Source organism: Paenibacillus sp. 01T424 (genome assembly GCF_056398745.1).
This window is the reverse complement of record NZ_JBFTPZ010000028.1, coordinates 41,332-59,634: the sequence shown is the minus strand read 5'-3', so window position 1 is coordinate 59,634 and position 18,303 is coordinate 41,332. Positions and strand designations below refer to the sequence as shown.

General features: G+C 45.7%; 17 protein-coding genes. 1 reads left to right on the top strand and 16 read right to left on the bottom strand.

The window, feature by feature from the left end; translation table 11 throughout:
• The first annotated feature begins 133 nt into the window (after nt 1-133).
• Nucleotides 134-2,341: an Ig-like domain-containing protein gene (locus AC1DPK_RS20830; protein WP_477511493.1), complete on the top strand. Its 2,208-nt coding sequence runs from the start codon at nt 134-136 to the stop codon at nt 2,339-2,341.
• 144 nt (nt 2,342-2,485) lie between these two features.
• Here the strand turns inward: AC1DPK_RS20830 and AC1DPK_RS20825 are convergent, their stop codons facing one another.
• The 16 genes from AC1DPK_RS20825 to AC1DPK_RS20750 form a co-directional block, all read right to left on the bottom strand.
• Nucleotides 2,486-2,803 carry a DNA-directed RNA polymerase subunit beta gene (locus AC1DPK_RS20825; protein ID WP_477511492.1) on the bottom strand — a complete coding sequence of 106 codons (318 nt, stop codon included), beginning with the start codon at nt 2,801-2,803 and terminating at the stop codon, nt 2,486-2,488.
• A gap of 16 nt (nt 2,804-2,819) precedes the next feature.
• Entirely contained in the window at nt 2,820-3,662 is an 843-nt protein-coding gene (locus AC1DPK_RS20820) for a flagellar hook-basal body protein (RefSeq protein ID WP_076266220.1), read from the bottom strand.
• A 32-nt stretch (nt 3,663-3,694) separates the two neighbouring features.
• Nucleotides 3,695-4,558, bottom strand: a complete 864-nt coding sequence (locus tag AC1DPK_RS20815) for a flagellar hook-basal body protein (protein WP_076266221.1) — start codon at nt 4,556-4,558, stop codon at nt 3,695-3,697.
• A 175-nt stretch (nt 4,559-4,733) separates the two neighbouring features.
• Entirely contained in the window at nt 4,734-5,726 is a 993-nt protein-coding gene (mreB, locus tag AC1DPK_RS20810; protein ID WP_477511491.1) for a rod shape-determining protein MreB, read from the bottom strand.
• A 124-nt stretch (nt 5,727-5,850) separates the two neighbouring features.
• Nucleotides 5,851-6,138 (bottom strand): sporulation transcriptional regulator SpoIIID, encoded by a 288-nt coding sequence (gene spoIIID, locus AC1DPK_RS20805; RefSeq protein ID WP_054025430.1) that lies wholly within the window; start codon nt 6,136-6,138, stop codon nt 5,851-5,853.
• A gap of 194 nt (nt 6,139-6,332) precedes the next feature.
• Complete coding sequence (locus AC1DPK_RS20800) at nt 6,333-7,079, bottom strand: peptidoglycan DD-metalloendopeptidase family protein (protein WP_477511490.1); 747 nt, start codon at nt 7,077-7,079, stop codon at nt 6,333-6,335.
• An 82-nt stretch (nt 7,080-7,161) separates the two neighbouring features.
• A complete protein-coding gene (spoIID, locus tag AC1DPK_RS20795) occupies nt 7,162-8,352 on the bottom strand; it encodes a stage II sporulation protein D (RefSeq protein ID WP_477511489.1) in 1,191 nt (396 codons plus the stop codon).
• A 124-nt stretch (nt 8,353-8,476) separates the two neighbouring features.
• Complete coding sequence (locus tag AC1DPK_RS20790) at nt 8,477-9,667, bottom strand: ABC transporter permease (RefSeq protein WP_477511488.1); 1,191 nt, start codon at nt 9,665-9,667, stop codon at nt 8,477-8,479.
• Nucleotides 9,609-10,376, bottom strand: a complete 768-nt coding sequence (locus tag AC1DPK_RS20785) for an ABC transporter ATP-binding protein (protein ID WP_477511487.1) — start codon at nt 10,374-10,376, stop codon at nt 9,609-9,611. Before AC1DPK_RS20785 ends, AC1DPK_RS20790 begins: the two co-directional genes overlap by 59 nt.
• The gene (locus AC1DPK_RS20780; protein WP_477511486.1) at nt 10,373-11,878 is read right to left on the bottom strand and encodes an efflux RND transporter periplasmic adaptor subunit; all 1,506 of its coding nucleotides are present in this window, start codon (nt 11,876-11,878) and stop codon (nt 10,373-10,375) included. Before AC1DPK_RS20780 ends, AC1DPK_RS20785 begins: the two co-directional genes overlap by 4 nt.
• 234 nt (nt 11,879-12,112) lie before the next feature.
• Nucleotides 12,113-12,484, bottom strand: coding sequence for a DUF3846 domain-containing protein (locus tag AC1DPK_RS20775; RefSeq protein WP_477511547.1), 372 nt, complete (start codon nt 12,482-12,484; stop codon nt 12,113-12,115).
• Between the two features lie 218 nt (nt 12,485-12,702).
• Nucleotides 12,703-13,653, bottom strand: a complete 951-nt coding sequence (locus AC1DPK_RS20770) for a carbohydrate kinase family protein (protein ID WP_477511546.1) — start codon at nt 13,651-13,653, stop codon at nt 12,703-12,705.
• Nucleotides 13,654-13,664: 11 nt separating this feature from the next.
• Entirely contained in the window at nt 13,665-15,122 is a 1,458-nt protein-coding gene (locus tag AC1DPK_RS20765; RefSeq protein ID WP_477511485.1) for a glycoside hydrolase family 32 protein, read from the bottom strand.
• A gap of 24 nt (nt 15,123-15,146) precedes the next feature.
• Entirely contained in the window at nt 15,147-15,974 is an 828-nt protein-coding gene (locus tag AC1DPK_RS20760; RefSeq protein WP_477511545.1) for a carbohydrate ABC transporter permease, read from the bottom strand.
• Nucleotides 15,974-16,858: a carbohydrate ABC transporter permease gene (locus AC1DPK_RS20755; protein WP_441874703.1), complete on the bottom strand. Its 885-nt coding sequence runs from the start codon at nt 16,856-16,858 to the stop codon at nt 15,974-15,976. The genes AC1DPK_RS20760 and AC1DPK_RS20755 overlap by 1 nt, the downstream gene beginning before the upstream one ends.
• A gap of 106 nt (nt 16,859-16,964) precedes the next feature.
• The gene (locus AC1DPK_RS20750) at nt 16,965-18,272 is read right to left on the bottom strand and encodes an ABC transporter substrate-binding protein (RefSeq protein WP_477511484.1); all 1,308 of its coding nucleotides are present in this window, start codon (nt 18,270-18,272) and stop codon (nt 16,965-16,967) included.
• Nucleotides 18,273-18,303 lie beyond the last annotated feature (31 nt).

The following is an 18,303-nucleotide window of genomic DNA, read 5'->3' as shown; positions in this document are numbered from 1 at the left end:
GCAGAAGTTAGTTCTAACTGACTATTTGCAATTTTTTTATGTATACATTTTGTGATCGTTATTCATTTTCACCATCTTCTTACCGTTATAAATAGAATACCAATTACTTTAAACAAGAAAGGACAGGGATGTAGTGAATTTTAGTTTACGCTTGAATAAGTCGTTGAAAGTAACTCGCAGGTGGCTCGCAGCTACGCTTGCAATCGTAATGGTTATGACTTCCATGACCGGCATTGTCAACGCCGCGGAAGATACGATCACCGGCATTGATTTCACCTATGACCCATCGGATTACAACAGCAGCACATCATCACTGGAAACATTTGTTGAAGATGATAAGGTTAATCTAGCCGTTTATGCAACAGGTACAGGCATTAGAAAAGAAGTTACTGCCGATGCGACATGGAAATCATCGAATACCGCTCTTGTCAAAGTGGAAAAAGGCGTCTTAACGGGTGTAGGCAAGGGAACCGCAACGATAAGCGCTACTTATAAAGGCTTCACCATTTCTATTAAGGCCTCATCAGACTATATCTATGATTCCGTAAGCCTCATGCAGAACGGAGTAACCGCTCCAACAACGCTGGATATCGAGATTGGTCAAAATCTGGCCTTCACGCTTAACGGCTTGAAAGGAAACAAAGATCCGCTACCTGTGACAGGTGAAGCTGTTTGGACAACATCGAATGCTGCGATAGCAACCGTAGATGAAGGTGTTATTAAGCTGCTAGGTGTTGGAGCCGTTACAATTACGGCAAAGTATAAGGGCAAATCCGATGCGATTACATTAAATGTAACCTCACCTTACAAGTCGATTACGATCGATTCAGGTACTTCTGGCAAGCTTATCGAAATCGATATCGGCGATGAAGACAAAGTATTAACGGCATCCGTCGATCTGAAGACAGGTGGAACACTTCCCGTAACAGACGATGCTAAGTGGGTAAGTTCTAATGAAAAAGTAGCAACGGTTAAAAAAGGCGTTGTCGCAGCGGTAAGTGCTGGAAAAACGACGATTACGGTATCCCACAAAGGGGTTAGTACAACGATCGATGTGGTCATACGTACACCTTACCAGTCGATCAAGCTCTCACCAGAGAAGGAATACCATCTGCAGCTTCAGGACAAACCACTACAGGTACGAGCAGATGTTTTAGATAATTTTAATAGTGATCCTGAAAATGTGACTGATAAAGCCGACTGGACGTCTTCGAACGTCGTGGTCGCTACTGTATCAAACGGATTAGTAAGCCCTAAATCCGTTGGTACTGCTAAAATTACAGCCAGCTACAAAGGTATAAGCCGCAGCATCGAGATTACAGTGTATCCGAGCATAACTGAACTTAGTATTGAAACGGAAACTATCGATGGTTATACCGATATTAGCGAGGATCTTCCTAGAGTCATGGCAACAACATTTGATGGCTCGAAGGTAGATGTATCCAAAATCGTAAAATGGTCATCCGCAGATGAGAAGATTGCAACGATTAAAGATGGTCAATGGACAGCCAAAGCTCTTGGAGAGTCCGTTCTTACTGCATCCCTTCAAAACTATAAAGCGGATGTAAAATTAGTCGTTCACATGAAGCCGTTAAAGCTGATTGCCGACGTTAAGGATCTTAGCATTATTTTAGGAAAAGAAACGCCTCTCCCTTCCGTAACCGTTATTAATGAAGATGGAGAAGAAGAGAATATTTCGAGCAGAGTGAAATGGAAGGCTTCATCAGATGATATCGTATTGAAGGAAACGACGATGAAGGGCTTAGATGTGACAAGCATCACGCTCACTGCTACTTACCTGACTAAAAGTGTAACGGTACGTGTAAGAATAGAGGAAGAAATCGTCAAGCTTGTTGTTGATCCTATCTCTCTAGATCTTTACCCTGGAAAATCCAAATCCGTTAAGGTTACAGGTTACTACAAGAGCGGCAAGCAGGTTTCACTAGGTTCAAAAATGAACTGGGAGTCTGGCAATCCTAATATCGCAACCGTTAGCAGTACCACTGTTAAAGGAATTGCCGTAGGAACAACTAAGATTACTGGTTCATACCAAGGCAAAACGGTCATCGTTCCTATCGTGGTTTCACCTAAACTGAAATCACTTGTTTTATCCAGCAAATCGGTTCAGCTCAGTCCGGGAGGAAGCTATTCGGCTAAGCTGCAAGCTAACTTTACGACTGGAAACCCGGCTGACGTTACCGACAATGCGGTTTGGACATCCTCCAAAGCGAGTGTTGCAACCGTGGTTAATGGAAAGATCATTGCTGTTAGCAAAGGATCTGCATCCATTAAAGCGACCTATGCAGGAAAAAGCGTGACGATTAGAGTAAGTGTAAAATAGTTCAAAAAACAGCAAGTGAGAAGCTCGTCACCTCGTTACACGACGAGTTTCTTACTTGCACAAATAATGTAGGCTATCAAAAAAAGGGATGCCCGCTACGCAGCATACACTGCAAAGCGGGCATCCCTTCTTCTATTTAATTGATTACGATTCAGCAAACACTAAGTCATAGAGATGCTGCCATGTTGCCCAGCTAAAAACCTCATCCTCAGGCTGCTTGCCTATTACAGCGTAACCAATGTACAAGCCTGCCACAAGCATAATGATCATTATGAGCGGTACGATGCTTTTGCGCAAAAGCCACAGCAGCATGCTTACCCCTTTGGGCCGTTGCTTCTTATTGGAGCTCTTCTCTTCAGCCTTCACGCGACCGGCGCGCTTCTGCCTCCCTGAGCTTTTCTCTTCCGCTTTACTCCCGGATCCGCTTGCTTCGTGGTCCATTCGCTCATCGGCCATACTCATTCACATCATCCTATCCTTATGCGCGCAGCCCGTTGGTAAGACTCATCATCGTATCACTTGACGATAACGCTCTAGCTGCCAATTGATAAGCGCGCTGCACATTAATAAGCTCGGTGATCTCGTCCGTCAGCTCGACATTTGACTGCTCCAAGTACCCTTGACGCAGCACAATGTTATTTTCCGAGTTCGGCACGGTCTGCTGCACGACATCACCAGCATTAATTCCGTTTGCAACGACAAACAGGTTATCAGAAACAGCAGTTAGTGCCGCAGGACGCGAAGCTTGGAGCAGCTTAATGCTGCCAAGCGGAATCGTGCGCTCGGAAGATACTCCTAGCACCGTTCCATCTGGATTAACCCGCAAACTGTACCCTTGTGGTACTACGATATTGCCCTCAACCACGTTTCCTGTCACAGCATTTCTTACATTTGCTACGACTGGATATCCGTCTTCCGTTGCCAAAATCGTATCACCGTTTGCGCCGACCGTCAACTGAAACGCTCCATTGCGTGTATAAGCACGGTTGCCAGCGTTGTCCACTTCCACCTCGAACAATGCATTTCCCTCGATCGCAATATCCGTGTCCTTATCGGTTCCCTGCATTGGACCTTGGGACAAATTAGGCTGAACCATTGTCATTCTTGAGCCCCAGCCTTGTGTGAAATCCATCGGCGTTTTACGGCCAGGCTGATTGAAAGCTTCCGGCTGAGTTCTTAAGTTCGTTAGAAGATCCTCAAAGGTAGCTTCCTTCTTTTTGTAACCAACCGTATTCACATTAGCTATGTTATCCGCTAGAAGATCCAGCTTTTGTTGAAGACCATTCATCGATACCATAGCGTTAATCATTGAACTGTTCATGTTTCGTGCACCTCCGCTACTTCAACCTGTTGTTACACGCGACCGACTTCGTTGACGGCTTTGCTTAAGCTTTGATCATAAAATTGGATAACCTTCTGGTTAGCTTCATAAGCACGCAGCGCCGACATAAGGTCAATAGCTGCTTGCGCGGTATCAACATTAGAACGTTCTATGTAGCCTTGTCTCACTTCCACGCGTTCATTCGGAGCGATAGCGACAGCTTCGCCGCCCTCTCCCGAGAATCGGAAGCTTCCGTTTCCTTCGCGCACAAGCATATTCGGATTATCAACACGGCTAATTAGCAATTGAACGCCGATATCTTGCCCATTGGCATCAACGAAGCGCTGATTATCAGTCAGTACAAGTCTGTCTAGACCTACACCGGCAGGCATCCGAATCGGCTGACCATTCGTTCCAAGCACGCTCGAGCCGTCACTTCCCATAAGAAAGCCATCCTCGGTCAGCGTAAACTTCCCGCCCCGCGTATACCGAACCTCGCCATTTTGATCCTGTAGTGTAAAAAAGGCTTGAGGCTGAAAAGTAATCTCTCCGTCCGGGCTTATATTTTTACCGGAAGCGTCAAAGGACAACCCGTCTACTTCAATGTTGGAGATCAAAGCAAAGTCAGACGAGTTATTCGTCTGTGTCAGATCGCCCTGCAAATGAATAGACAAGCTTTCTTCCGCAAATACACCGTTAGTCAGTTTACCGATCTTGGTGAAATTCTCCGGACCAGCGCCTGTCAATGACAGCATCATCTCCGGAAACGAACGAGTTACAGCGTTTGTCTGCTTATAACCAGGCGTATTAATATTCGAAATATTGTTCGTCACCGTATCATGTCTGCGCTGCTGAGAAATCATGCCTGACGCCGCGGTGTACAATCCTCTTAACATCCGTTGTTACCCCCTTAGTGCTTCCAATCGATCCTAGCTATATATGTTATCGGTTGAAAGCAAGGCTGCCTGAATAGCTTGTCCATGCGACCTATGACTCATTTACGCCTCGGCTACGCCCCCCTAAGGCTCCCTACCCGCGCAAATCATCTATTATATAAGCCGCATACGGTCTTTACTTCTTCCCGAGCTTGTCCAAGTTATCTAGAAGGATTCCGGTTCCCTTAACGACGCAGTGCATCGGATCTTCCGCAATAAGCACAGGCACTTTAAGCTCTTCTGCTAGAAGCGAATCTAGTCCGCCAAGCAAAGCGCCTCCACCTGTCAAAATAACACCACGGTCAATAATGTCCGCTGACAGCTCAGGCGGCGTGCGTTCCAGCACAGCCTTAGCAGCCGATACGATGGACATTACGGAATCCCAAAGCGCCTCACGAATTTCTCCTGAACGAATCGTTAATGTGAGAGGAAGGCCTGAAACCATGTCGCGACCACGAATATCAATCTCTTCCTGTTTTCCGCCCTCTAGCACAGTACCAATTTTAATTTTAATATCCTCGCTTGTTCTTTCACCGATTAGAAGCTTGTATTTGTTCTTGATAAACTTCATAATCGCATCGTCAAACTTGTCCCCTGCGACTTTAATGGAGGAGGCAGTGACAACGTCGCCCATAGAAAGAACGGCTACATCTGTCGTGCCTCCGCCAATGTCAACGACCATATTGCCGCTAGGCTGGAAGATATCCATTCCAGCCCCTATCGCAGCGGCTTTTGGTTCATCCTCAAGAAATACTTCTTTTGCTCCGCTGCGTTCTGCAGCTTCACGAATAGCCTTCTGCTCTACAGAAGTAATGTTGGTTGGAGCACAGATAAGAATGCGGGGACGGCTAAACCATTTCCGTCCCTCCACGCGATCAATAAATGCTTTAAGCATAATTTCCGTAATTTCAAAATCCGCAATAACACCATCACGCAGCGGACGAATCGCAATAATATTGCCCGGCGTTCTGCCTACCATGCGATGCGCTTCCTCGCCAACTGCCAGCACGCGTTTCGAATCACTCTCAATGGCAACTACAGAAGGCTCATCGAGAACAACGCCTCTTCCTTTTACRTGTATGGATACATTAGCAGTACCAAGATCAATCCCAATATCCTTGCTCAACATAAGGCTTAAGTCCCCCAACGAATAATAATTACAAAACGTACATTTGGTTCCCTTGACACAGAAACCGCTAACGTTTATTATTCGCCAAAAAAGACAAAATTCCTCTATAATTCGTGAAAAAACTTCAATGCTTTCCTGCTGCGAGTACTTCACGCTTTTTTGTACTCGTTTTTTTATATTTAATTTTGGTCGCTTCTCCTCCCCTCAGATGCCTAATCGATTTGTGGTACTCGAGAATGTGCTTTACCTGATCGGCCAAATCGGGGTTTATTTCAGGAAGCCGCTCAGTTAAATCCTTGTGCACAGTGCTTTTAGACACACCAAACTCCTTGGCGATCGTCCGCACCGTATGCTTCGTTTCCACGATGCAGCGGCCTATTTTAATGGTTCGCTCCTTAATGTAATCGTGCACGTTCCCGCCTCCCTACTCGAGATAGTTTGGTACATTATATGAGTAGGCACCGTATATATTCGTTGTGGCCAAGCTTGACAGGCAGGAATGTGAATAAATTTTCATAAAAACGTAAAACAGGCAGGGAATTGCTCCCCGCCTGTACGACTAAAGTCCTATTTTTTTACTAACCTGACGTTATGGTTTAACTTGTATTACTCTTGCACTAACGAGCTTGGGTTTATCGCCTTGCCATTGCTTCTTGTTTCATAATGAAGGTGGATGCCCAAATCGCGTTCCAAATCATTGCGACCGGCTTTTGCGATTATTGTTCCTTGCGTAACATCATCGCCTTCTTTAACTGTTACATCCGCTAAGCTTTGGTAAACAGTCACTAGACCGCCCTCATGTGTGATTTCGACGGAGTTGCCGTTAGTTGGATGCTGCTCCACATAAGTAACCTTGCCTGATAATGCTGCAAGCACATCAAATGTTTTTCCATTTGGGTCAACAAAGTCGATACCCATATGAGGAGAGAACTTGTCACCCGTTTGGATCAATGCAGCTTCGCGTTCTGCGTCACTTGCTTTTGCATCGTAGAATGGAAGCTCTTCTTTAAGCACTGTTTTGTCAGTTAGCGGCCAATGGATCGATTCATTGGCAGCAATAACTTCTTGCACTTCTTCATCCTTGCCTTGCGTTCCTGACGCTTCCCCTTGTGTAACTTCAGAAGGCTCGGTTTTTCCTGTTGTCGCTGTCGGTTTTGTATCCGCCCCCTGATAGATCCACATTAAGGTTACGATAATTGCTGCCGCGGCCATGAAGATTGCTGGAGATACCCATCGCTTTGCAAAAAGGTTCTTCCATCCACTGCTAGATTTGGCGGCAGACGTTCCTCCCAGAACAGTTTTGGGAGTTTCTTCTGGTCTTTGCTTCGGTTTACTTTGATTTTGATCATTCATTTTCTATCACCTCACTAGCCATTGTTACCAGATCTGCTAGGTTTATACGTGAGGTGAATACGAAATATTGAAAGAGTTCAAATTACGAGCGAGCTCTCAGCTCTTCCGATAGCTTCGAAGCTTGTTCCACTTGAACGCTAGAATAATAATGAGCCAGAATAGCTTCGGCTTTTGCCCCTGATTGCGCCATTCCATTGGCTCCCCACTGGCTCATGCCGACGCCATGCCCATAACCAAAAGTCGTTATGGATATCGATTTATCTTTTATATTCCAAATAAATTGAGAGGAAGCAAGTCCTAGCAGCTCTCTCACTTCTCGGCCTGTGAACGTTTTGTCTCCTATAATAATCTTGCTGATTCGATTTCCTTCTGTCTTCTCTATTACACGAATGGAGGGTTTGGCAGAGTTCTTCTTTGCTACCCCCAGCTTTCTGTAAAACTCGTTCAGTGACAGCTTGATCGTTTCTTTATATTTCGGCGACAGCTCTTTGTCCCATGGGCTTGCCACACTGCGCAAATATGGAATTTCTTGCGACCAATAGTCCTCCGAGTTTTCGGTGAATCCATTGCTGGTAGAGAAGAAAGCGGCATCTATCGGTTCGCCTTTATAAGTGATAACCTTGCCCTTCGTCTGAAGGATCGCTTCATTAAGCTTGCTCATATTGTTTTTCTGCTCATTCTTTGGCCATTTGGCTGCGAGCTCTGCAACTGAAATATACACTTGATGATCGGTTGTGTCCGTCACATCCGCTCCTTTTACCGGTACTCCGCTGTCATTGCCAAGAACAATTCTACGAATCATATACGTACGAGCCGCAATGGCCTGCGCCTTTAACGCCTCAAGCTCGAATCCGATTGGCATTTCCGCAGCTACTACACCGCGAACATACGCTTCAAGCGGAACTCGCTCTATCCGCTTTTCCTTCGTCAAATAAACACGAATGACAAGACGATCAATCGCATCCAGCGTTTCTCCATTCTTCCCATCACCAGCCGTTGGCCGATTTAAAAGATCATTTTCAGAAGATGGAATGAGCGCATCCGCATCATCCAACACGCTCGTTTTCGGTATCGCTTGGCTGCCCGCTTTAATAGCAGCATTGTCTGTTAAAGACCTAGCAGCCTGCGCATCGCGAAGCTCATCAACTGAAAGTCTTACTAGAATGACAGAAGCACCAAGCATCGCTCCGATTGCAAACAAGGCCATCGGTCTGCTTGTCCGTATACGATCGATCATCGAAACTATTGAAAACGTCCCTCTTCTTCGCCTCATGTGCTCTCCTTCCATCTTGGCCGGAAAAAGGAAGCAGGAAGCAGCTGCCGCCGCCCCCCTCTCTCTTAATCCGATCCTGATGGTTCATTCTATGAGCACAAATAATAGGGTAGAACCTTAAAGTCTAATCATGGCGAAGCGCGTCAACCGGACGCAGACCTGCCGCTTTATTTGCAGGCAGATAGCCAAATATAACGCCTACGAGGGCAGAGAAGACAAAAGCTAACCATACAGTATCTAAAGGTACTTCCGTTTCCGTCTTCATAATCATTCCAATAATAAAAGAGGCGATATATCCAAGTCCAATTCCTAGTGCGCCTCCCAAACCGCTGATGCACACCGCCTCTACTAGAAATTGAAACATAATATCCCGCTTTTTTGCTCCCAATGATTTACGAATGCCAATCTCTCGCGTTCGCTCTGTTACAGACACTAGCATAATATTCATGATGCCGATTCCACCTACGATAAGAGAAATGATCGCTACATAAATGAGCTGCCTGTTCATCGTTTCATTAACGGAATTTAGTGTTTTCATCGCTTCCTCTTGATTAAACACCCTGTAGGCATTCTCATTGCCTCGGAATTTCTCATAGAGAACAGCTTCTACGGCAGTAACCGTCGCAGCCATACGATCTATATCCGAGACAATTAAGTTAATAGTAGAAACACCGCTTGTTTGAAATATTTTCTGAGCTGTCGTTATCGGAATTAATATTTTCTCGTCATTTGAGCCGCTGAGTGAGCTTCCTTGCGATTCCAGCAATCCAACAATCGTGAAATTATAACCGTTAATAGTTATCTTTTTCCCTACTGCCGCCGCAGGGTCCACTCTCTCATCCTCAAATAAATCCTTCGCGGTCTCCACACCAATAAGCGCAACCTTTGTGTTGTTTGTTATATCTGGAGAGGCGATATACCTGCCATCCTGTACGGGAAAGCTTTTCACTTCCTCATAAGCGGCGGTTATTCCTTCTACGGTAACGGATACCTGCGTCTTGCCGTATTTCGCATATCCTGTTGTGCTCGTCACAGGCGCAACACCCGCAATATTCATAACATCACCAAGCTCATTCGCTTCATCGACTGACAGCGTCGTAACTGTTCCACGTCCAAGTATATTAACGGAGAGCGAGTTAGGGCTGCCAAGGGAAGATACCTGCTTAGCCACTTCATTGGAGGAAGCCTTTCCCATAGCAACAAGCGCAATGACCGTTGCAACACCAATCAATATACCGAGCATCGATAATATTGTTCTAAGCTTGTTGGATAAGACGCTCTTGACTGCCATCCTGAGACCTTGCGTAAGCTTCATCGCTGTCCCTCCTCTCTTGCTCCCGCTCCGTCAACACCCCATCCCGAATAATGACCGTACGGCTTGCTCGTTTGGCTACTTCCATATCATGTGTAATCAAAACGATAGTCTGACCTGAGCGATGCAGTTCATCCATCATATTGAGCACTTCCATGCCTGTCTTAGAATCAAGCGCACCTGTTGGTTCATCGGCAAGCAGTATGGGCGGATTAGTCGCCAGAGCGCGTGCAATGCCAACACGCTGCTGCTGCCCGCCCGACAGCTCGTTTTGGCGATGGTTCATACGATCACCGAGCCCTACTCTATCCAGCGCTTCCATCGCACGCATACGTCTCTCCTTGCCCGGCAGCCCCCGATAAATAAGCGGAAGCTCGCAGTTCTCAAGTGCTGTGAGCTTCGGAAGCAAATGATACCCTTGAAAAATAAATCCAATTTTTTTATTTCGTATTTCTGTCAGTTTATTATCGCTTTGTCCAGTCACCTCAAGCCCCTCAAGCTTGTAGCTTCCTTCGCTCGGCAAATCAAGACAGCCAATAATATTCATAAGCGTCGATTTTCCAGAGCCGGATGGACCCACGATGGCTAGAAAATCACCGCGTGCAACCGTAAGTGAGACCTCATGGAGCACTGTCATTTTTTCACGCGCCATCGTATAAAACTTCGTGATCTTGTTCATTTCTATTAATGGAGCATTCAGCGTTGAACTCATCGTGGACCACCTGTTCCAGTCCGCATTCCTCCGCCCATGCCTCCTGGGAAGACCATTACGTCGCCAGCAAAGCCGCCCTGCCGCATTGTCATCTCCGCAGAGCTGCTGCCCATGCCAGCCGTTCCTTGGGCAATCGGAACAAGCACACTGTCCCCTTCTTTTAGCCCTGAGACAATTTCCACAAAATTTTCATTGCTGAGTCCTGTGGTCACCTCAACCAGTTGGCCGCCAAGCGCATCCGGCATGCGGCCGCCACGACCGCCAGCTGCAAATCCGCCACCAGCGGCTGCGCGACCTGCTCCCGATTGACCTGCTGAAGCCGTTCCATCAGCTGCAATGGATTGGCCTGCGACTGCTCTTGAACCATTACCTTGCGCACCCTGAGCACCTTGCCTCACAGCTCCTGTTCCCGTTCCCCCCGTCGGAGCTTTCTGTGCTCCGCTTGTTGTATTGCCTTGTCCGGTCGCCGTTCCTTGTTTCCCGTCTACAGCTCCACCAGGAGCAGCTGCCCCTTCTTGCTGCTGCCCAGCCTGTCCAGCGCCTGCCGATGTACCCGCTCCGCCATTTTCAGACGGAATACGAACGAAAGACCTTGTGCCCATTTCGACGACAGCATTTACTGGTACAAGAATGATGTTTTCCTTAGACGCAATTGTAATGGCTGCCTCACCAGACATCCCCGCCTTCACGCCTTCAATGTTCTTTAGCAATAAGTTCACTTCAAATGAAGATGAACCGTTATTGGAAGTACCCTCCATCGCAATATCCGATACGGTTGCATTGATCTTCTTGTCAGTCAGCGCGCTTAAGGACAAATCTGCCGATTGATTAACCTTTAAAGCAGATATATCAAGCTCATCCACAGATGTCACAAATTCTAGCTTCGTATAATCTACAATTGTAGCTATTGCCGTATTGGCATTCACCTCATCGCCTACCTCAATAGACATTTCGGTAACTTCGCCATCTATGGAGGCTGTCACTACTTTTTCCTCTTTTGCTTGTGCTTCATAGATATCTTGTAGTTGATCCTGGTAGTCTGCGATCTCATCGTTTGCATTTTCAATATTCTTTTGAAGCGATGCCTTCGTGGCCTCTTCATTTTCAGTGCCCGTTGCTTCCTTATAGCTTTGTTGGTATTCAGTAATCGTTTCTTGTAGTTTTGTGATGCTTTTATTGATCGATTTAATTTTGTCATCATTGTCGTCCGCAGACTCAAAGGTAACAAGAATTTGTCCCGCTTTAATCTTATCTCCTTTTTTGACATTCACAGTAGCTATGGTGCCGCTCTTGCCAGCAGTCACCGATTCCCTCGAATTAGCTGCTACCGAGCCTGTCCCGCTAATTTGTTTTACGATTGACCCTTTTGTCGCCTGCACCGTCAGAGACGTAGGCATTACACCTGCTGCTTCCTTATCCTTAGCAAAATAAAAATAATAGGCACCTGCTCCAGCCGCGGCTAAAATGATTAAAATGCCGAGCCCTATCGTCCACTTCTTCATCTGCTTTAATCCACCTTCCATTGGTCTTAGTGAGATCGACTATAGCATTCAAAAATGAACGGAAGATGAACAAGCTTGACGACAAAAAGCCCCCATCTAGTGTTCAGTAGGGAGCAGGCGTATGATGTAAAAGATTACGTAAGGCAGCAAAAGTTCAGTAATAACAGGGTTCCTACTGAATAACGATATTAACGGAATTAAAAAAGAGCGGAGATCCCTCTCCGCCCTCATTCTTTATATTCTAGTGAATTGGTGGTATGTTTTGCGGTCAATGAAGTTACTCATGACAGCCTTAATTTCGTCCTCCGTCATTCCAACGGGTTCACCATCTTCATCCGTTCCAGTGAAAATAGCATTTCCAATAACGGATACTTTAGGCTCGTATTCATCTTGGTTTCTAATTCGCGATTTCTCGGTCAGATGGAAATTGAATGCTGACCCATCGGACTGCAAATCCATGTTAAACCATAAAACAACATCATTCCATATCGTGATAGATTCTACGTTGCCTTCAGCTATTTCATCTAATGCGTCATAGATGTTTCCCTTAATTTCTATTTCTTTTACTTCTAATTCTTTTTCGATTTCTGCAACAATGACTTTCATCGTAGCCAATGGACAACACACCCTTCGTTCTGCCAAAACCATTATTTTAATTCATTCTATGACAAGTGCTTACCCAATTACAAACTTTCACTTGCATGCACATTTATTAACGTTTGCGAGGACTTATAGCCATTCAGTTATCCATTCAAAAAAAGAGTATGTTTCATTCTCCCGAATTGGCGAGAAAAAACATACTCTCTAAATAGATACAGTGTTGATTACATAGGAGGAAGCTCCTGCAAAACAGGCAGCGACGAAATCGCGCCTGCTCTTGTTGTCGTAAGAGCAGCGGCGGCGTTCGCAAACGAAACCAAACGTTTGGCCGTATCGGCATTCATTTCGCTTAACGCTTCTTCACTTCGCTGCATCTGGTACAGCAGCGCTCCAATAAAAGCATCGCCAGCCCCAGTCGTATCCACAACGGCTACTTTCTGGCCAGGAGTAGATACTTCGTAGGAAGACGTATACCACACCGCACCATCCGCTCCCTTTGTGTATACAACAGCTTGAACGTCTCCGACAAACAAAGAAGCAATAGCCTCTTTCTCGTCTTCAATTCCCGTCACAAAAGCAAGCTCATCCGAGCTTATTTTGACAAGATGGCTCAAAGGAATGAATTGCAGTATCGTTTGTCTGCACTGCTCATGATCTGCCCATAGCGGCAGGCGCACGTTAGGATCAAAGCTGATGAGTCCTCCTGCTGCTTTCATCCCCGCAATCGCTTTGAGATGCGCATATTTCACAGGAGCCTCAATAAGATCTACTGAGCAATAGTGCAAAATATCTCCTTTAGCGAACCACTCTTCGTTAATCTCATCCTCTGAAAGCAGCATATCGGCACTTGGATTTCGGTAGAAAGAAAAATCGCGGTCCCCGTCGGCTTTTAAACTTACAAACGCAAGAGCAGTATTTGCTTCATTCGTTTGGAGCACATGCTGAGTATCAACACCTGACGCTTTCATCGTTTCCAAGAGAAAGTCACCGAAAGCATCTTTACCCAGCTTACCTATGAAGGCACTGCTGCCGCCTAGCTTCGCAACCGCACAAGCAACATTAGCTGGAGCGCCGCCTGCTTCCTTCGTGAAACCAACGACATCTTTGAGCTCAATGCCGCGAGTATCCGGAATAAAATCAATTAATGCTTCACCAATCGTATATAGTTTAGACAGATTAAGCCCCCCTAGCTGATGTCCCATTTTTTAAAGGATACCATAGTACAAGCACCTTCTGCGTAGGCGAATATGCCGAGAGATTCAGTACCTGGGTAAATACGGCCTGTCATCACCTTCTCACCGCCTTGAATGAACACCTCGACGGAGGATTTATCGACGAAGATGCGCAAAGCCAGCAAACCATCCTTCAGTTCAACACTCGTCCTGCGCTCACCGCGAAGACCAATCCCTGACTTATCGCGATTAAAACGGAATTTGCCTTCTGCTTGCTGATAAGACAATACGGTTTCTTCCTCGCCGTGCACCCTCAGCTTCAAACCAAATTCCTTGGCTTGATCTGCCTGGAACACGACCTCCAGCTCATAACAATCGCCGCTAACTCCCATATCTTCAACAACATCTGATAAGTTAATATCGCTTGCCTCATAAGCATTTTTCCGGTAATTTTTCATTTCCTCAAGCGGCTTGAACAATAACGACTCACCCTGCAAAATAACTTCGCGCGGCAAAGTCATAGCGCCGGCCCAGTAATGCCCAAGCTGCGTCGGAATTTCTTGTTCCCATGCCTCCATCCAGCCGATGATAATGCGTCTGCCTTTTTCATCAACGGTTGTCTGCGGAGCATAAAAATCAAAGCCGCAGTCAACCGGCTCATACCGATCATACTGAAAGCTGCTTTGCTTAATATCCAAGTGTCCAATCATATAGGTAGTGGAATGCAGATTACGATAGTCATCTCCTTGCGCAGGCATACGCTGCGGCGACATCACCAGCACGTCACGCCCTCCGAGCTCAAACAGATCAGGACACTCCCAGTTGTCGCCAAGCTTCCCATCACTGCGCGCGATTTCCCCGCTAAAACTCCAACTCACAAGGTCCGTTGAACGATACAGCAAAATAAGCCCGCTGCCCCGTCCATCATTTGACCCTAAAACGGCATAATAAACACCGTCGCGCTCGAATACCTTTGGATCTCGGAAATCCTTCTGGCTGAATCCTGACGGTATTTGGTCTGAACCAATGACAGGATTGCTAGCCAGCTTCTCAAAATGGATGCCATCGTCGGAAACTGCGATATTTTGATTTTGACTATAATCACGCTCTCTATTAGGGCCCGTTATCAAATGTCCCGTATACATCAAATACAGCTTGCCATCCCGCTCAACAGCACTGCCAGAGAAGCAGCCGTCACGGTCATAGTCCTGATCGGGCGCAAGTGCAACCGGGAGGTACTTCCACTTGATGAGATCATGGCTAACCGCATGTCCCCAGTGCATAGGCCCCCATACGGGCTGATAGGGATAATGCTGATAGAACATATGGTATTCACCGTTATAATAAACAAAACCATTCGGATCATTCATCCAACCAAACTCGCTCATTAAATGATAAGCAAGGCGGTATTCCTCTTTCAACAAATACTTGCGTTCTGCAATAAATGTGTCGGCATTTTCTCTTGTATACAAAATAAAGCATCCAACCCTTACTTATTATTTAATTGAGCCTTGCATGACTCCTTGGATAATATATTTCTGCGCAAACAAGTAGACAACAAGCACAGGCAATATGGTCAGCATAAGCCCTGCCATTAATGGTCCATAATCAACCGAATACGTACCGAAGAAATAGAAAGTAGACAACGGCAGTGTCCGTTCATCCGGCGAAATTAACACGAGGGAAGGCAATAAAAAGTCATTCCAAATCCATAATACATTCAAAATGGCAATCGTAACCGTCGTCGGAGCAAGCACCGGAAATACGATACGGAAGAAAGTTTGCGTCCGCGTGCAGCCATCGATAAGCGCCGCTTCTTCCAGCTCGGCTGGTATGCTTTTTACAAACCCATGATAAATAAAGACGGCCAGCGGACTGCCAAATCCGACATACATATAAATAAGGGCCCATTTGCTATTAAGAAGACCAATGGTTCCGTATATTTTGACGAGAGGGATCATAATGGCTTGGAAAGGTATGATCATAGCCGCAACCATAAGGAAAAACATATATTGGTTCGTTTTTGTTTGGTTTCGCACAAAATAATGAGCCGTCATTGCAGCTAAAATAGAGATAAGCACAACGCTAAGCACAGTTATGACTATAGAGTTCATAAATGCCGATATGAAATTCATTTTTTCAAATGCATTTGTATAGTTCGTGAAGCTTAGGCTATCCGGCAAGGAAAGCGGACTTGATGTGATTACCTTGTTTTCTTTAAATGAGTTGATGAGCAGCATAAAGAAAGGAACGACGAACAGAACTAAAATAACGAAGAGGGCGATGAACTTCGTCCATGCGAGCCATTGGTTCTTTTTCTCCATCACGCCTCAACCTCCAGCTTCTTGCTAAAATAAACCTGTGCTATGGTAATCGTCGCCACAAGCAGGAACAGGACAAATGCTTCTGCTTGGCCTACGCCATAATCCCGCGATAGAAATGCCTTCTCGTATACATGCATCGATACCATTTCCGTACTTTTGAACGGTCCGCCTTTTGTGAGTGAAACGTTCAGGTCATAAACCATAAAGCATCTTTGCAGTGATAGGAAAATACAGACGATAAACGATGGAACCATCAGCGGCAAAATCATTTTGCGCATTTTCGTCCATAGGCTCGCACCATCAATACTTGCTGCCTCTAAAATATCCTTAGGTACATTCATAAGCCCAGCTACATAAATAACCATCATATAACCGGCATATTGCCATACCGTGACGATAATCATCGACCAGAATGCTTTGTCCGGGTCAGCCAGCCATGAGGAGCTGAATAACGGAATACCCCATTCTTTGCCTAGATACACGAGTACATTCGAGAAAATAAATTGCCATACAAAGCCGAGTACAATGCCGCCTACCAAGTTGGGAATAAAGAAGCCTGCTCTAAAAATACTTTGCCCCTTCAATCCTCTCGTTAATACGTAGGCTAGCAAAAACGCAACTACGTTAATAAGAGCAACTGAAATAAAAACATATTTTAACGTAAGCAAAAATGATTTCCAAAAAACAGCATCCTTGAATACCGCTACGTAATTCTCAAATCCAACCAAACTGCTTGTCGTCGATATGCCATCCCAATTCGTAAAGGTCAAATAAATCCCATACAAGAATGGAATAATCATTACAGCAAGAAAAGCAAACAAAGTCGGTCCGGTAAACAGCAGCCGCAATCGCAATCGATTCCACAGCCCTTTTTCCGTTATCATCATGATCCCTCACATTCAAGCATGGTTTTGTAAGTCAAAATACGATAAGGAGTAAACAGCTTACCCCGTCGTTTGGCGGGGTAAGCCTTCTATAAGCTATTAAGGATTATTTAACCGTCTTCCAATACTCCACAATATCTTTCGTCAACTCCGCACGATCCGCAGCACCTGCTAAATATTTCTGCATCGATGCGCCAAGCTTAGCCCAGTGGTCAGCTGGCAGCGTGCTGATGGAATCCTCTGTTTTGCCGTTTGCGATATGTTCAGAAATGGACTTTGCAAGCGGATCTTTGGCTTCAAGTGTAATGTTCTTGAACGCCGGAATAATATTTGCTTTGTTCACGAGGAAGTCTTGCCCCTTCTCGCTGTATACCATCCACTCCAAAAACGTTTTGGCAGCAGCCTGCTGCTCAGCCGTATTTTTTTCCTTGTCGATGACCAAACGCTTCGAAACCGCAGAAGACACTTGTGTATTGCCAAAATCGTCCGGATTGTTGCTTATAGGGACAGGTAGAAAGCCGTATTGTCCGCTTGCCGTATCAAAGCTGCTAATTTGCGGCCAAGCCCAGTTCCCTTGGAACCAGATGCCTACCTCACCTTTACCCAGCACCTCTGGACCACGCTCATAGGTACCGGACAATGGGGAAGCTTTGTCGATATTGTATTTTGCCATGATGTCGAACGTATCCATTAGTCCATTGAAAACCGTATTGCTAGCTAAATCGATTGATCCAGCCTTCAAATCGTCTATGAACTTTGCAACTGCAGCCGTATCAGCTGATTGACCTGCGTAAGCCAGCGGCAAATAATGTGCTCCCAGCGACCAATCCATCGGTGAGATAATAAGCGGAGCTTTACCTGAAGCTTCGATTTTCTTGAACAGCTCTTCAAGTGCGCTTGTTGTGTTGATCGTTGCTGGATCAAATGTTCCGCCTACCGCTTGATCTACTACCGCTTTGTTATAAATAAAACCATAACCTTCAACTGCAAGCGGGAAAGCGTAGTTTTTACCATCAAATGTCGTTAGCGCCGTGCTGCGGTCAACGGCATCCGCCATCCACTTCTCACCGCTAAGATCAAGAACACGATCCTTGAATTTCTCAACATCTCCTGTATCGAGCATCGTAATGGTAGCCGGGTTTCCTGATGCATAAAGCGCAGACGCTTTCTCAAAAGGGGACTGTCCTGCCGGTACCGGTATAATTTCAAGCGTAATGTTAGGATTATCCTCTTTAAATACTTTCGCAGCCTCTTCGAGCTGGGCTTGAATCTCGCCCTTCGAGTTAAGCAACGATATCTTTACTGCAGAACCTCCATTAGACGATCCCGCATTATTCGAATTGCCACATGCCGTTACAACCATAACTACCATTAGCGATAATGCTATCGCTTGCATCCATTTCAATGATTTCATTTGATTGCCCCCAATTTTTTGAGATTGAAAA

What these genes read in the sequence shown, in the direction of transcription:
- AC1DPK_RS20825 (WP_477511492.1), bottom strand. Translation starts at nt 2,803, where the DNA reads ATGAGTATGGCCGATGAGCGAATGGACCACGAAGCAAGCGGATCCGGG.
- AC1DPK_RS20820 (WP_076266220.1), bottom strand. Translation starts at nt 3,662, where the DNA reads ATGAACAGTTCAATGATTAACGCTATGGTATCGATGAATGGTCTTCAA.
- AC1DPK_RS20815 (WP_076266221.1), bottom strand. Translation starts at nt 4,558, where the DNA reads ATGTTAAGAGGATTGTACACCGCGGCGTCAGGCATGATTTCTCAGCAG.
- AC1DPK_RS20800 (WP_477511490.1), bottom strand. Translation starts at nt 7,079, where the DNA reads ATGAATGATCAAAATCAAAGTAAACCGAAGCAAAGACCAGAAGAAACT.
- spoIID (WP_477511489.1), bottom strand. Translation starts at nt 8,352, where the DNA reads ATGAGGCGAAGAAGAGGGACGTTTTCAATAGTTTCGATGATCGATCGT.
- AC1DPK_RS20790 (WP_477511488.1), bottom strand. Translation starts at nt 9,667, where the DNA reads ATGAAGCTTACGCAAGGTCTCAGGATGGCAGTCAAGAGCGTCTTATCC.
- AC1DPK_RS20785 (WP_477511487.1), bottom strand. Translation starts at nt 10,376, where the DNA reads ATGAGTTCAACGCTGAATGCTCCATTAATAGAAATGAACAAGATCACG.
- AC1DPK_RS20780 (WP_477511486.1), bottom strand. Translation starts at nt 11,878, where the DNA reads ATGAAGAAGTGGACGATAGGGCTCGGCATTTTAATCATTTTAGCCGCG.
- AC1DPK_RS20775 (WP_477511547.1), bottom strand. Translation starts at nt 12,484, where the DNA reads ATGAAAGTCATTGTTGCAGAAATCGAAAAAGAATTAGAAGTAAAAGAA.
- AC1DPK_RS20760 (WP_477511545.1), bottom strand. Translation starts at nt 15,974, where the DNA reads ATGGAGAAAAAGAACCAATGGCTCGCATGGACGAAGTTCATCGCCCTC.
- AC1DPK_RS20755 (WP_441874703.1), bottom strand. Translation starts at nt 16,858, where the DNA reads ATGATAACGGAAAAAGGGCTGTGGAATCGATTGCGATTGCGGCTGCTG.
- AC1DPK_RS20750 (WP_477511484.1), bottom strand. Translation starts at nt 18,272, where the DNA reads ATGAAATCATTGAAATGGATGCAAGCGATAGCATTATCGCTAATGGTA.